Below are 13,366 nucleotides of genomic sequence, written 5' to 3'. Positions count from 1 at the left end.
CATGGTCAAGAAAGTCGTTCTCGCCTATTCCGGTGGTCTGGATACCTCGGTCATCCTCAAGTGGCTGCAGGACCAGTACCAGTGCGACGTGGTCACCTTCACCGCCGACATCGGCCAGGGTGAAGAACTGGAACCGGCGCGCGCCAAGGCCGAGAAGCTCGGCGCCAGGGAAATCTTCATCGACGACCTGCGCCAGGAATTCGTCCGGGATTACGTGTTCCCCATGTTCCGCGCCAACACCCTCTACGAGGGCGAGTATCTGCTGGGCACCTCCATCGCCCGGCCCCTCATCGCCAAGCGCATGGTGGAAATCGCCGCCGACGTGGGTGCCGATGCCGTCGCCCATGGGGCCACCGGCAAGGGCAACGATCAGGTCCGGTTTGAGCTGGGGGCCTACGCCCTCAACCCCGATATTCAGGTCATCGCCCCCTGGCGGGAATGGGATCTGAACTCCCGTGAAAAGCTCCTCGCCTATGCCGAACAGCGTGGCATTCCGGTGGAACGCCATGGCCAGAAATCCCCCTACTCCATGGATGCCAACCTGCTGCATATTTCTTATGAAGGCGGCATTCTCGAAGACCCCTGGGCGGAAGCCGAAGACGGCATGTGGCGCTGGACCACGGCGCCGGAGCAGGCGCCAGACCGGCCCCGTTATCTGGAAATCACCTACGCCCACGGCGACCCCATCGCCATCGACGGCGAGCCGCTCAATCCCGCGCAGTTGCTGGCGCACCTCAATACCGTTGGCGGCGAGCATGGCATCGGGCGCCTGGACATCGTCGAAAACCGCTATGTCGGCATGAAATCCCGGGGCTGCTACGAGACCCCCGGCGGCACCATTCTGCTCAAGGCCCATCGCGCCATCGAATCCATCACCCTGGACCGGGAAGTCGCCCACATCAAGGATGAGCTCATGCCGCGCTACGCCAGCATCATCTACAACGGCTTCTGGTGGAGTCCGGAGCGCCGCGCCCTGCAGACGCTCATCGATCAGAGCCAGCGACTGGTCAACGGCGTGGTGCGCCTCAAACTCTACAAGGGGGGGTGTATGGTGGTGGGACGGCAGTCGCAGGAGAGTCTCTTTGACCCACGTATCGCCACCTTTGAAGATGATGCGGGCGCCTACAATCAGAAGGATGCCGGGGGCTTCATCAAGCTCAATGCGCTGCGTCTGCGCATCGAAAAGCGTTTGCAGGGTTAAGGCGATGGCTCCCGACCAGCAGGTACCGGCCACCGCACTGGGCAAAAGCAGCCGCATCTCTCTGGACGGGCGGCGCAGCGAGCGCAGCGTCATTCTCGCCGATGGCAGCATGCACAGTCTCACCCTTCTGCACCCAGGCGTCTATACTTTGAGCAGTGAAGTGGCGGAGACCATCCGGGTGCTCAGCGGGATGGCCTACTACCATGCCGAGGGGGCCAACGATGTTCAGGAGTTGCATGCTGGCGACAGCATGGTCATTCCTGCCAACCAGAGCTACCGCCTGGAAGTGATGGAACCTCTGGATTACCTGCTTTCAAGTTAAGGAGATTCTCATGCGCATACTGCACACCATGCTGCGCGTCGTCGATCTGGATCGCGCCATTGCCTTTTACACGGAGGTACTCGGCATGCAGCTCCTGCGCCGTAACGATTATCCCGAGGGCGAATTTACCCTGGCCTTCGTCGGTTATCAGAACGAGAATGCCGGGGCGGTCATTGAGCTGACCTATAACTGGGGCGTGAAACAGTACGACCTCGGCGACGGCTTCGGGCATATCGCCATTGAAGTGGAGGATGCCGTGGCGGCCTGTGACGGCATCCGCCAGCGGGGCGGGAAGGTGGTACGCGAGGCCGGACCCATGAAGCACGGCAACACCGTTATCGCCTTCGTGGAAGACCCTGACGGCTACCGTATCGAGTTGATCGAGCGCAAATCAGACTTTGCCGAGCATCCGGCCTGACAGCCGGTAAGCAGGATACGAGCTCCGGTAAATTTGCCGTGTTCTTGGGTGTTAACAGAGATCGCCAGGAGGGGTTTTGCGCACGAAAAAGATGCAATCCATTCTCGCTGAACTGAACGACGGTTCAGCCGACATAGACGCCTCCGCGATCATTTCCACCGAAGGCCTGATGCTCGCCTCCGCCATTTCCGGAGAGGTGAGTGAAGACCGGGCAGGTGCGGTGATGGCGTCCATATCCTCCCTGGCCGACCGTGCGATGCGCGAGTTCAAACTCGGCAATCTGGAACAACTGGTGATGAAAGGGCACAATGGCTACGCCCTCATGATCCAGGCGGGGGACTATGCGGCGCTGATCGTTATCGGCTATGGCGATGGTCCGGAATGGAGCCTGGCGTTGCTCAGGAGCATTCCGGCGGCAGGCGCCATCAGCGACCTGCTGACACCAGGCTTCGGTTGGTCTATGGAAGAAGGGCCTGTCGGGATTCCGCAAGACTCGATCTAGCCGGTCAAGCCGGTGGAATGCCCTCGCTTTCCGGCTCCCATAACGCGTTACCACCCATATTCTGCAAATATTGCCGATGGAGCATGCACTCCTCCGCGCTGGCGCGGATCACCCGCAATGGGCCACGTGGCCGCGACAATGCCGCCGGAATGCCCTCGCTCCGACGGTCATCCCCCGCGGACCGCATCTCCGTTGCGGCGGAGCCACCTGCGGCACCCAGCATCCCCATCATATCCACCTGCCCGCCGGTCATCGCCAGGTAGACCTCGGCGAGTATCCGGGTGTCCAGCAAGGCCCCGTGCAGTTCACGATGGCTGTTTTCCACACTGTAACGCCGGCATAGGCTGTTGAGATCATTTTTCTGACCGGGATGACGGCGGCGCGCATCGGCCAGCGTATCCATTACGGCCTGCCGCAAAGGCGCCTTCCCGGCCAGTTGCAGTTCGTGATTCAGGAATCCCAGGTCAAAGGGCGCGTTGTGAATGATCAGCTCCGCGTCACCGAGAAACTCCAGAAACGCGTCCGCCACCTCCGCGAAACCCGGCTGATCCTGCAAAAATTCGTCGGTCAGTCCGTGTATCCGCAACGCCTCGGGATCGCTGCTGCGCTGCGGATTGAGGTATTGCTGGTAATACGCCTCCGTCACCCGCCGGTCGATCAGCTCCACGGCACCTATTTCGATCACCCGGTGCCCCTGCTTCCAATCGATGCCCGTAGTTTCCGTATCCAACACCACCTGCCTCACAGCCATCCCTCGCCCTCCCGCGCCTGCCCGCCCGCCGCATACTGATCCATGACCCGATTCAGCAGTGCGTCCACCCGTTCATTCTCGATATGCCCGGAGTGGCCTCTCACCCACTCCCACTGGACCTGGTGGCGGGCGGCCACCGCCGCCAACAACTCCCAGATATCGCGATTTTTGACCGCGTCCCCGCCCGCCGTCCGCCAGCCCCGGCGCTGCCAGCCAGCCAGCCACTGGGTCATGCCATCCCGCAGATAACGGGAATCACTGATCACCCGCACGGCGCTGGGTCGCTTGAGCGCCTCCAGACCGCGCAAAGCCGCCGTCAGCTCCATCCGGTTGTTCGTCGTTTCCGGGACGAAGCCCCACAAGACCCGCTCCTGTCCAGCCAGCCGCAGCCACACGCCCCAGGCGCCGATACCGGGATTACCGCGGCACCCGCCATCGGTAAAGAGCTCTATGATTTTTTCGGGCATGGGGCGGTGTTCTCAGTATCAGGACCAACATAGGCAACGGGGGCTTCGGACCGGACGTTCTGACGCCCGGAACGCACCTTGAACGACCGGACCGCGCCCACCAGCGGCCGCTCGGGATCCCGCCGCTGGGCCAGTATCAGATAGGCGTTGGCCCCTGCCGGCCACCAGCGGTCACCCACCAGCTCCATCCACTGCGCATTGCGCCGCAGGCCCGGAACGGTATATTGAAAATAACGTCCCTCGCGGAGCACGAAACCCTGCTCCTCGAGCAGACCGCGCAGTCGTCCCAGAGGCAGGAAGGGGCGCAGCCATGGCCAGGCACGATCCCTGCGCCAGAGATGCCAACGGCGTACCACACTCAGGCTCCCCCCCGGATTGAAATCCATGATCAGCACATGGCCTTCGGGACGCAGGACCCGCCAGCACTCCTCCAGCACCGCCTGCGGATTGGCCATGCGGGTCAGACAGAATGGGACGATGACCAGGTCGAAACGCATGGCGGCGAAAGGCATCGCCTCACAGACGCCATAGGCCTGCAGATACTCGTCGGAAGGCAGGGCAAAGCCGTCATTGAGCAATACCCAGGTATGCTCGTGGCCGGGCGGCAGTCCCCAGAAAACGGGTTGCCCGAGCTGCAGAATGGTCTCCGGTTGCAGGCGTTCTATCCAGCGCGGCAGCATATCCCGGGCACGGTCGAGCAGGAGGCGGCCGCTGCGGCCATTCCACCAGATGGCGGCGCGGCGTTCCCGCGGCCGACTTTGGCGTCCCGGGTGCTGCATATCAGCGCGATGGCCTTGCGGCGGCGAAAAAGGAAAACACTAACGTCCACCACCCCGATTCAATGCCATAATGGGCCTATGGTACCTTGCCCGAAGGGAGATGCAAAAATGCCCGTTCATTTTATTCCTGCCTTTACGGATAACTACATCTACGTCGCCGAAACGCCCAAAGGGGCGTGGATTATCGACCCCGGTTGCGCGGAACCCGTCCTTGACTGGTGCGCGGAACATACGCTCCGCCCGAGCGCCATTCTCTGTACCCACCATCATGCCGACCACACCGGAGGCGTGGAAGCGCTGGCGCAGTATTTCGGTATTCCCGTCTACGGCGCGAACCGGCGCATTCCGGGACTGACCCATGCCGTGGCCGAGGGTCGCCTGACGCTGGATGCGGAGACGCTCACGGTGCTGGAGGTACCCGGCCATACCCGCGATCATATCGCGTATTGGTGGGAAAACGTCCTTTTCTGCGGAGACACCCTCTTCGCCGCAGGCTGCGGGCGCCTCTTCGAGGGTACCGCAGCGCAGATGTTTCACAGTCTGCAACGTCTCGCGGCGCTGCCCGATCACACCGCCGTCTACTGCGCCCATGAATACACCCTCACGAATCTGCGCTTCGCGGCCCAGGCCGACCCGGACAATCCGGTCATAGTGCAGCGCCAGAAGGAAGCCATCGCACAGCGCGCGCGCAACGAACCCACCTTACCCTCCGACATGGCCCTGGAACGCGCCAGCAACCCTTTTCTGCGGTGCCGCGAGCCCGCTCTGATCCGCAGCGCCAACGCCTTCGATCCCGCTACGGGGGACGACCCCGTCCGTGTCTTCAGCGCCCTGCGCCGCTGGAAAGACCACTTTTCCTGAGATCAGCGCCGCGCCGGCAGGCAGATCAACTCAAAACGCTCGGTCCAGGCCTTGCGCAAAACCCGCAGGACGGCGTCGGCGTCCACCGCCGCGAGGGTCCGGAGAGACTCTTCCGCCGGAACCAGACGCCCCAGATAGAGCCATTGCCGCGTCAGGCGGCTCATGCGAATTTCCGCATCCTCCTGCCCGAGCAAGAGCTGAATCCGCAGGCTGCGCTTGGCCCAGATCATATCCGCTGCGGTCGGTCCATGCTCCAGCAACGTCGCCAGGACCTCAGCCATCGCTGCTACCGCCTGAACGTGCTGCGCGCCCGGCGTGGCCGCATAGAGCGTCCATTCACCACAGTCACGGAGGGGATCGAGATGGGAGAATACCTGGTAGGCCAGTCCGCGCTTCTCGCGCAACTCGCGGAACAGATAGGAAGCCGTACCACCACCCAGTATGGCGTTGGCCACCACATGGGCCAGATAGTCCTCTGCGGCGACGCTGCACCCAGGCGCCATCCAGATCAGGTGCGCCTGCTGCGCCTGGGCGCGGCGCAGCCGCTTCTGTCCGCCATGAAAACGGGGGGCGGGCACTGCCGTACGAGCCCCCCCGTGCGGCCCCCCGAAGGCGGCCTCCGCCCAGGCGCAGAGCACCCCATGCTCCACTTCTCCGACGGCGGTAACGATCAGCGGCGACTCGGCGAGGATCCGCTGGTGATAGGCTTGCAGGCGCTTGCGGCTGGCGGAGCGGATGCATTGCGCGTTCCCCAGTACCGGCCAGGCCAGGGGATGGGGTCCCCAGATTTCCGCGAGGGCGCGCTCCTGAGCCCAATCCTCCACATCCTCTGCCGCCATGGCCGCTTCCTGGGCAACCACGCGCTTTTCCAGGCGCAGGTCGGCGTGGTCGAAGCGCGGCTTCGTCAACAACTCGGCCAGCAGCGTAAAGGCGTCGGCGGCATCTTCCGCCAGTACCGTCCCGTGAAACACCGTGCTTTCCCGATCTGTAAACGCATTGATGGTACCGCCCAACGACTCCATGGCCGCATTGAGCGCATCGCCATCGCGCTCCGTGCTGCCTTTGAAGAGCATATGCTCCAGCAGGTGGGCAAAGCCGTTTTCGTCCGGGGCCTGATCCCGGCTGCCGTTGCCGACGGTCAGGGACAAGGCCACACTCCGGCGTCCGGGCAGTCGCTCGCTGATCACGGTCACACCGTTATCCAGCGTCGTGCAGAGAGGTTCGACGGCGCGCGTCATGTCAGGAGGGAACAACAAAAGTGGACCGTAGCGGTCCACCTGTGTCGCCATTGGCGCTCAACGACGTCGATAAGGATGTCGGCGGTAGATGGATTATTGCGGGATGTCCTTCATGCTCAGCTTGATCTTGCCCTGGCGATCCACTTCCAGAACCTTGACACGCACCGCCTGTCCTTCCTTGAGATGGTCGTGGACATCGCTGACCCGTTCGTTGCTGATCTGGGAAATGTGCAGCAGACCGTCGCGCCCCGGCAGAATCGTCACAAAGGCGCCGAAATCCATGATCTTGGCCACTTTTCCGTCGTAAATGGTATCGACTTGCACATCCGCCGTCAGCAACTCGATACGTCGCTTCGCGGCGGCGCCGGCTTCACCGTCCACCGAGGCGATGGTTACCGTGCCGTTGTCCTGGATATCGATGGTCGCGCCGGTTTCTTCGGTCAGGGCGCGGATGACTTTACCGCCCGGCCCGATGACGTCGCGGATGCGATCCGGATTGATCTGGATGGTGATGATGCGCGGTGCGTAGTCGGACAACTCGCCACGGCCCCTGGACAGCACGCCATTCATCAGGCCGAGGATATGCAGTCGTCCCGCCAGCGCCTGCTGGAGCGCCTGCGCCATGATTTCCCGGGTAATCCCGTCGATCTTGATATCCATCTGCAGGGCGGTCACCCCTTGTTCCGTGCCCGCCACCTTGAAATCCATATCGCCCAGATGATCTTCATCGCCCAGGATATCGGTGAGGACGGCAAAACGCGCTCCTTCCTTGATGAGGCCCATGGCCACGCCCGCCACCGGCGCCTTGAGGGGTACGCCCGCGTCCATCAGCGCCAAGGAGGCGCCACAGACCGTCGCCATACTGGAAGAGCCGTTGGACTCCAGTACCTCAGAAACAACCCGTAAGCTGTACGGGAATTCGCTGTCGGTCGGCAGGACCGCCGCTATCGCCCGCTTCGCCAGGCGCCCGTGCCCGATCTCCCGGCGCTTGGGCGAACCCACCATACCCGTTTCACCGGTAGAGAAGGGCGGGAAGTTGTAATGCAGCATAAAGCGGTCACGGCTTTCGCCCTGCAGGGCGTCGATGATCTGCTCGTCGCCCTTGGTACCCAAAGTCGCCACCACCAAGGCCTGGGTTTCCCCCCGGGTGAAGAGCGCCGAACCATGGGTCCGCGGCAACACACCCGCCTCGATGGTGATGGGCCGCACCGTCTTGCTGTCCCGGCCATCGATGCGGGGCGCGCCATCCAGAATACGTCCTCGCACGATGCCGGTTTCAATTTTTTTCAACAGTCCGCGAACCATGTCTCCGCGTCCCGCATCGTCACTGCCAAACTCGACCGCCATGGCCTGCTGCACATCTTCCAGCCGCTTGCTGCGCGCCTGCTTCTCCGTCAGCGCATAGGCCTCCTGCAGAAGCGGTGTGGCTTTCTCGCGCACCTGCACACCCAGTGCTTCATCGGCCACCGGCGCCACCCACTCCCAGCGCGGTTTGCCGGCCTCCCGCGCCAGCGCTTCGATGGTTTCGATGACGGGCTGGAACTGCGCGTGACCGAACATCACCGCTTCCAGCATGATCTCTTCGGACAACTGCTGCGCCTCGGACTCGACCATGAGTACGGCCTGCCGGGTTCCCGCCACCACGAGATCCAGTTGCGAAGTGGTCAGTTGCGCGTAACTGGGATTCAGCACATATTTCCCGTCGATGTAAGCCACCCGGGCCGCGCCAATCGGGCCATTGAACGGAATACCGGAAACCGCCAGCGCCGCCGAGGCACCCACCAGTGCCAGAATATCGGGATCGTTATCCCGATCCACCGACACCACCGTAGCGATGACCTGCACTTCGTTCATGAAGCCCTTGGGGAAAAGCGGCCGGATAGGACGATCGATCAGGCGTGACGTCAGCGTCTCCTTTTCCGTGGGCCGCCCTTCACGCTTGAAGAAACCACCGGGAATTTTGCCCGCCGCGTAGGCCTTCTCCTGATAATTGACCGTCAGCGGAAAGAAATCCTGGCCCGGCTTCATCTCCCGGCGGCCCACTGCCGTCACCAGAACGACCGTGTCTCCGCTGGAGACCAGCACCGCACCGTCCGCCTGACGCGCCATGCGGCCCGTCTCCAGTTGCAGGCGGCGGCCGCCAAAATCTACTTCTTTCCGGATCATGGTCAAAACTCTCTCCTTACTTGCGCAGACCCAGACGTTCGATCAGCGTGCGATAGCGATTCACATCCCGTTTCTTCAGGTAGTCCAGCAACTTGCGGCGCTGGCCGACCATCCGCAGCAGCCCCTGACGGGAATGGTGGTCATGCTTGTTCACCTTGAAATGATCTGTCAGCCCTTCGATTCGGGTGGTCAGCAGGGCAACCTGCACTTCCGGAGAACCCGTATCCCCCACATGGGTGGCATAACCCTGGACAACTTCTGCTTTGATATCATGAGACAACGCCATAATTCCTACTCCTCGGAAATTCTGAAAATGAATAACCCCTAGTTTACGCTCATGAGGCGGCGAGGCGCCACCTTTCCGTCGTCCATCACCTCTCCCAAACCGAGAAACTGCTCCCCCGGCCCGTAGAGACGAATGCGCCCGAGAGAAGGTGCATGGGCGACCACGACCCCCTGCCCCTGACGCAGATAATAGGCGGTGTTCTCCGTCAGGGTCACCGCCGGTAAATATTCCAGAGCCAGATCCATGGCCTTGAGGGGGCACACGCCCCGTCCGAGCACGTCGGCGAGCCCTTCCAGGGTCAGTGCCTGCGCGACATCGAAAGGACCGGTGGACGTGCGCCGCAATCCTTCCACATGTGCACCGCACCCCAGTGCCGCACCGATGTCCACCGCCAGACTACGGATATAGGTACCCTTGGAACAGCGCACATCCAGCACCAGGCGGTCACCGTCCAGGGAAACCAGGTCGAGGGCATCGATGCGTACCTGGCGTGGCGCCCGCTCCACCTCCAGCCCCTTGCGCGCCAATTCGTAAAGCGGCCTACCCCCCTGCTTGATCGCCGAATACATGGGCGGAATCTGCGCAATCTCTCCGAGAAACTGCGGCAGCACCGCCTGCACCTGCGCTTCGCTGACCGCAACAGGCCGTTCTTCCAGCACACTGCCTTCGCTGTCGCCGGTGGTCGTGGTCTGGCCCAGCCGCAGGGTCGCCCGATAGGACTTGTCCGCATTGAGAATATAATCAGAGACTTTGGTGGCCTCGCCGAAGAGCAGGACCAGTAGTCCGGTGGCGATGGGGTCAAGACTTCCCGTATGCCCGCCCTTTTTTAGGCCGAGCAGACGTTTGGCCCGTTGCAGAGCGGCATTGGACGTCAGACCCGCCGCCTTGTCGAGGAGCAGCAGGCCATGCTGACAACTCATGGCAGATCCTCCGGCGCGGGCGGAAGATGGGCCAGGAGTTCCGCCATTTCCGCACCACGGTCAAAACGCGCGTCGTAAACAAAGTGCAGGGGTGGGATGCGCCTCAACGCCAACCGCCTTCCCAGCAACTGCCGGATCTCGCCGGCATGATCCTGCAGAACCTCGCGTATCGTGTCGGCCCGGTCGGGACCATCCATCAACGAAAAATATACGGTCGCCGAGCGCATGTCCGTCGGCAAATCCACCATGGTGATGCTGGGGGGCAGCGGAGACAACCCGGAAGACATGCCGTGCAGACGCGGCAACACCGCCGCTATCTCTTCCCGGAGCAAATGGGCCACCCTGGCGCCGCGTGGGTAGGGGCGATGAGAACTGTGCAACATTTGCCTCCTAGACCGTTCGCGCCACTTCAGTGGTTTCAAACGCCTCGATGACGTCACCATTCTTCAGGTCATTGAAGTTGCGGATACCCACGCCACACTCGAAGCCTTCACGCACTTCCTTGACGTCTTCCTTGAAACGCCGCAGCGAGTCCATTTCTCCGGAATGGATGACCACATCCTGACGGATCACCCGAACCTTCGCGCTGCGCCGCAGGAGGCCGTCGGTAACCATACAGCCGGCGACCATGCCCACCTTGGGCACCCGGAATATCTCACGCACCTGCGCATGACCCAGAATACGCTCACGGATTTCCGGCGCGAGCATACCACTCATGGCGGCCTTCACCTCGTCCACGGCGTCATAAATGATACTGTGGTAACGAACATCCACCCCACTATGTTCGATCAGGCGCCGCGCGGGAGCTTCCGCACGCACGTTGAAGCCGATGATGACCGCCTGTGACGCTGCGGCAAGATTCACATCGGACTCCGTGATTCCACCGACCCCGGAGTGGATGACATTGACCTTGACCTCCGAGGTGGAAAGGCGTTCCAAGGTAGTGGTCAAAGCCTCGGCGGAACCCTGTACGTCCGCCTTGATCAGCAGATTCAACTGCTGCAACTGGCCATCCGCTGCCGCTTCGAACAGGCTCTCCAGCGTCGCCTTCTGACTCTTCGCCAGACGTACATCACGGAACTTGCCCTGGCGAAAGAGCGCCACTTCGCGAGCCTTGCGTTCATCCGCCACCACGACCACCTCGTCACCAGCCTGGGGGACATCTCCCAGCCCGAGCACCTCCGCCGGCATGCCCGGAGCCACCGATTGTGCAGGTCGCCCGGCATCATCCACCAGCGCCCGTACACGTCCAAATTGCGCGCCGGCCAAAAGCATGTCACCCGTATGCAGGGTGCCCTGACGGACCAGCACCGATGCCACGACACCACGTCCACGATCCAGCCGGGACTCGATGACCACCCCCTTCGCCGGACCGTTGATCTGAACATCCAGATCCAGCATCTCCGCCTGCAACAAAATGGCGTCCAGCAGATCGTCGATATGCAACCCGGTCTTTGCCGAAACATTCACGAATTGCGTGTCACCGCCCCACTCCTCGGGCACCACATCATGGCCGGCGAGTTCCTGGCGTATGCGTTCCGGATCCACGGAGGGCTTATCGATCTTGTTGACGGCCACCACGATGGGCACCTTGGCCGCCTTGGCGTGGTGAATCGCCTCGATCGTCTGGGGCATCACCCCGTCATCGGCCGCCACCACCAGCACGACGATATCCGTCGCCTGCGCGCCGCGGGCCCGCATCGCCGTAAACGCCTCGTGGCCAGGCGTATCGAGGAAGGTCACCATGCCCTTGGGCGTCTCCACGTGGTAGGCGCCGATGTGCTGGGTAATACCCCCGGCCTCACCACTCGCTACCTGGGTAGAGCGAATCCGGTCCAACAACGACGTTTTACCATGATCCACATGCCCCATGACGGTCACCACGGGGGGCCGCCGGCCCATGACCGGCGTCTCTGCCGCCCCGTCTTCCGTCAAAAAAGCCTCAGGGCTGGTGATTCCCACCAGCTTCACCTTGTGTCCCAACTCTTCCACGACGATTGCGGCGGTTTCCTGATCGATCACCTGATTGATGGTGGCCATCACCCCCATCTTCATCATCGTTTTGATCACGTCGGTAGCCTTGATCGCCATCCGGCTGGCCAGTTCACCCACGGTGATCGTTTCCGGGAGCGCCACTTCGCGGATGACCGGTGCCACCGCCCATTCGCTGACCGCAGGACCGCCCCGGCCGTGGTTTCGTTTGTCTGCGGACTTACGGCGCCGTGCCAGAGCATCGGCATTGCCACCGTCTTCACTACGCCGCCCGCCCCGCCGAGCAGCACCGCCACGGCGGGCGTCATCGTCGCCGCCGCGTCCAGCCGGCCCCGCTTTTTTGCCTTTTGGCGGCGGCGCTGCCGCAGGCGCTCTGCTGGCCGGCGCTGCTGCGGGACGTGCACGATCCGTACCGGCCGTCGATGTCCTGCCACGATCCGGGGCAGGTCGCTCGGAGGTGCGTGAGGGAGCTGCCGCGAGCTTCACTTCGGAACGTGGCGCCTCTTGTACCACCGCCACCTCTCCGCTCGCTGCCGCCACATCGTACGGCACCTGCTCCGGCTGACCGACAACCTCCTCCACCGGCTCCGGCTCCTCAGAAACCGGCGCGGGCCCGCCTGCGGAGACCGCTTCCACGACTGGCGCGGATTCCAGCAAAGCGGTGGTCACCTGAGCATCGGCCGGCAACTGTTCCGGTATAACAGACTCGGTAGCCTCTTCGGCTATCGCTTCCCGTTTGACGTAAGTCCGTTTGCGGCGCACTTCCACTTGTACCGTGCGCGACTTGCCTGCGCCTACGGATTGTTTGATTTCGGTGGTACTGGTGCGGTTGAGCGTAATACGGCGCGGTTCACCGCCACCCTCTCCGTGCGCACTGCGCAACGAAGCCAGAAGACGATGTTTGTCGTCCTCAGTGACCACATCCTCGGCCGTATTCTTGGAAATGCCCGCAGCGTTCAACTGCTCCAACAACCGAGCATTCGTTACACCCAATTCAGCAGCAAAATTGGCGACAGTTACCGTCATAATCCTCATTCTCCGAAACCGCTACCCCGCGACATACATCGCCGGGCCAGGGTCTGTATCAAGCAAACCAGGGCGCACGCGCCTCCAGAATGAGAGCCTTGGCCCGCTCTTCATCCACACCGACCATCTCGCATAGCTCGCTCGCAGCCAGTTCCGCCAGGTCCTCGGAAGTGACAACACCTTTACTGGCCAGTAAGTGCGCTAAACCCTTATCCATACCTTTCAGGGACAACAAATCTTCCGCGGGTTCACTGAGCGCCACCTGTTCTTCCTGGGCAATGGCCTTGTTGAGCAGGACGTCACGCGCACGGCGCCGCAATTCGCCGACGAGGTTCTCGTCCAGACCATCGATTTCCATCATTTCGGCAACCGGAACATAGGCCACCTCCTCAATGGAGGTAAAACCCTCGCTGACCAGCAGGGCGGCCAGATCCTCA

The 13,366-nt window shown here is 62.4% G+C and carries 15 protein-coding genes (1 of these 15 only partly in view); 5 read left to right on the top strand and 10 right to left on the bottom strand.

Translation table 11 applies throughout. The features are described 5' to 3' along the window. Position 1: 1 nt before the first annotated feature. The 4 genes from AFE_RS01920 (at position 2) to AFE_RS01905 (ending at position 2,443) form a co-directional block, all read left to right on the top strand. Positions 2-1,201, top strand: a complete 1,200-nt coding sequence (locus AFE_RS01920) for an argininosuccinate synthase (protein ID WP_009562807.1) — start codon at positions 2-4, stop codon at positions 1,199-1,201. A 4-nt stretch (positions 1,202-1,205) separates the two neighbouring features. Beyond that, positions 1,206-1,523, top strand: coding sequence for a pyrimidine/purine nucleoside phosphorylase (locus AFE_RS01915; RefSeq protein WP_009562805.1), 318 nt, complete (start codon positions 1,206-1,208; stop codon positions 1,521-1,523). Between the two features lie 10 nt (positions 1,524-1,533). Beyond that, positions 1,534-1,941 carry a lactoylglutathione lyase gene (gene gloA, locus AFE_RS01910; protein ID WP_009562802.1) on the top strand — a complete coding sequence of 136 codons (408 nt, stop codon included), beginning with the start codon at positions 1,534-1,536 and terminating at the stop codon, positions 1,939-1,941. Positions 1,942-2,017: 76 nt separating this feature from the next. Next, on the top strand, positions 2,018-2,443 hold the full coding sequence (locus AFE_RS01905; RefSeq protein WP_009562800.1) for a roadblock/LC7 domain-containing protein: 426 nt from the start codon (positions 2,018-2,020) through the stop codon (positions 2,441-2,443). A 4-nt stretch (positions 2,444-2,447) separates the two neighbouring features. Here AFE_RS01905 and dnaQ read toward each other — a convergent pair whose 3' ends face one another. Genes dnaQ through AFE_RS01890 form a run of 3 tightly spaced genes read right to left on the bottom strand, consistent with a single transcriptional unit; the run spans position 2,448 to position 4,440 of the window. Then, positions 2,448-3,194 carry a DNA polymerase III subunit epsilon gene (gene dnaQ, locus AFE_RS01900; RefSeq protein ID WP_012536120.1) on the bottom strand — a complete coding sequence of 249 codons (747 nt, stop codon included), beginning with the start codon at positions 3,192-3,194 and terminating at the stop codon, positions 2,448-2,450. Further along, positions 3,185-3,661 carry a ribonuclease HI gene (gene rnhA, locus AFE_RS01895; protein WP_009567346.1) on the bottom strand — a complete coding sequence of 159 codons (477 nt, stop codon included), beginning with the start codon at positions 3,659-3,661 and terminating at the stop codon, positions 3,185-3,187. Before rnhA ends, dnaQ begins: the two co-directional genes overlap by 10 nt. After that, positions 3,643-4,440: a class I SAM-dependent methyltransferase gene (locus tag AFE_RS01890; RefSeq protein ID WP_009567345.1), complete on the bottom strand. Its 798-nt coding sequence runs from the start codon at positions 4,438-4,440 to the stop codon at positions 3,643-3,645. The genes rnhA and AFE_RS01890 overlap by 19 nt, the downstream gene beginning before the upstream one ends. Before the next feature lie 108 nt (positions 4,441-4,548). Between AFE_RS01890 and gloB the strand changes: the two genes are divergently transcribed. Beyond that, on the top strand, positions 4,549-5,301 hold the full coding sequence (gene gloB, locus AFE_RS01885; protein WP_009567344.1) for a hydroxyacylglutathione hydrolase: 753 nt from the start codon (positions 4,549-4,551) through the stop codon (positions 5,299-5,301). A 2-nt stretch (positions 5,302-5,303) separates the two neighbouring features. Here the strand turns inward: gloB and AFE_RS01880 are convergent, their stop codons facing one another. The 7 genes in view from AFE_RS01880 to nusA are tightly spaced (at most 58 nt apart) and all read right to left on the bottom strand, a layout consistent with a single transcriptional unit that may run on beyond the window. After that, a complete protein-coding gene (locus tag AFE_RS01880) occupies positions 5,304-6,590 on the bottom strand; it encodes a M16 family metallopeptidase (protein WP_012536119.1) in 1,287 nt (428 codons plus the stop codon). A gap of 42 nt (positions 6,591-6,632) precedes the next feature. Next, complete coding sequence (gene pnp, locus AFE_RS01875; protein WP_012606548.1) at positions 6,633-8,705, bottom strand: polyribonucleotide nucleotidyltransferase; 2,073 nt, start codon at positions 8,703-8,705, stop codon at positions 6,633-6,635. A 16-nt stretch (positions 8,706-8,721) separates the two neighbouring features. Then, positions 8,722-8,991 carry a 30S ribosomal protein S15 gene (gene rpsO / locus AFE_RS01870; RefSeq protein ID WP_009567341.1) on the bottom strand — a complete coding sequence of 90 codons (270 nt, stop codon included), beginning with the start codon at positions 8,989-8,991 and terminating at the stop codon, positions 8,722-8,724. A gap of 38 nt (positions 8,992-9,029) precedes the next feature. Continuing rightward, a complete protein-coding gene (gene truB, locus AFE_RS01865; protein WP_009567340.1) occupies positions 9,030-9,911 on the bottom strand; it encodes a tRNA pseudouridine(55) synthase TruB in 882 nt (293 codons plus the stop codon). Next, positions 9,908-10,294, bottom strand: a complete 387-nt coding sequence (locus AFE_RS01860; RefSeq protein ID WP_012536118.1) for a ribosome-binding factor A — start codon at positions 10,292-10,294, stop codon at positions 9,908-9,910. Before AFE_RS01860 ends, truB begins: the two co-directional genes overlap by 4 nt. 7 nt (positions 10,295-10,301) lie before the next feature. Beyond that, positions 10,302-12,929 (bottom strand): translation initiation factor IF-2, encoded by a 2,628-nt coding sequence (gene infB / locus AFE_RS01855; protein WP_012536117.1) that lies wholly within the window; start codon positions 12,927-12,929, stop codon positions 10,302-10,304. Positions 12,930-12,987: 58 nt separating this feature from the next. Next, positions 12,988-13,366 carry the 3' end of a transcription termination factor NusA gene (nusA, locus tag AFE_RS01850; protein ID WP_009567337.1) on the bottom strand. The gene runs 1,103 nt beyond the window's last position, so only the last 379 of its 1,482 coding nucleotides appear in the window; its start codon lies beyond the right edge, outside the window; its stop codon occupies positions 12,988-12,990.

The sequence above is a fragment of the Acidithiobacillus ferrooxidans ATCC 23270 genome, from assembly GCF_000021485.1.
Lineage (GTDB): Bacteria > Pseudomonadota > Gammaproteobacteria > Acidithiobacillales > Acidithiobacillaceae > Acidithiobacillus > Acidithiobacillus ferrooxidans.
Note: the sequence above shows the minus strand (reverse complement) of the source record. Positions and strands in the feature narration are given on the sequence as shown.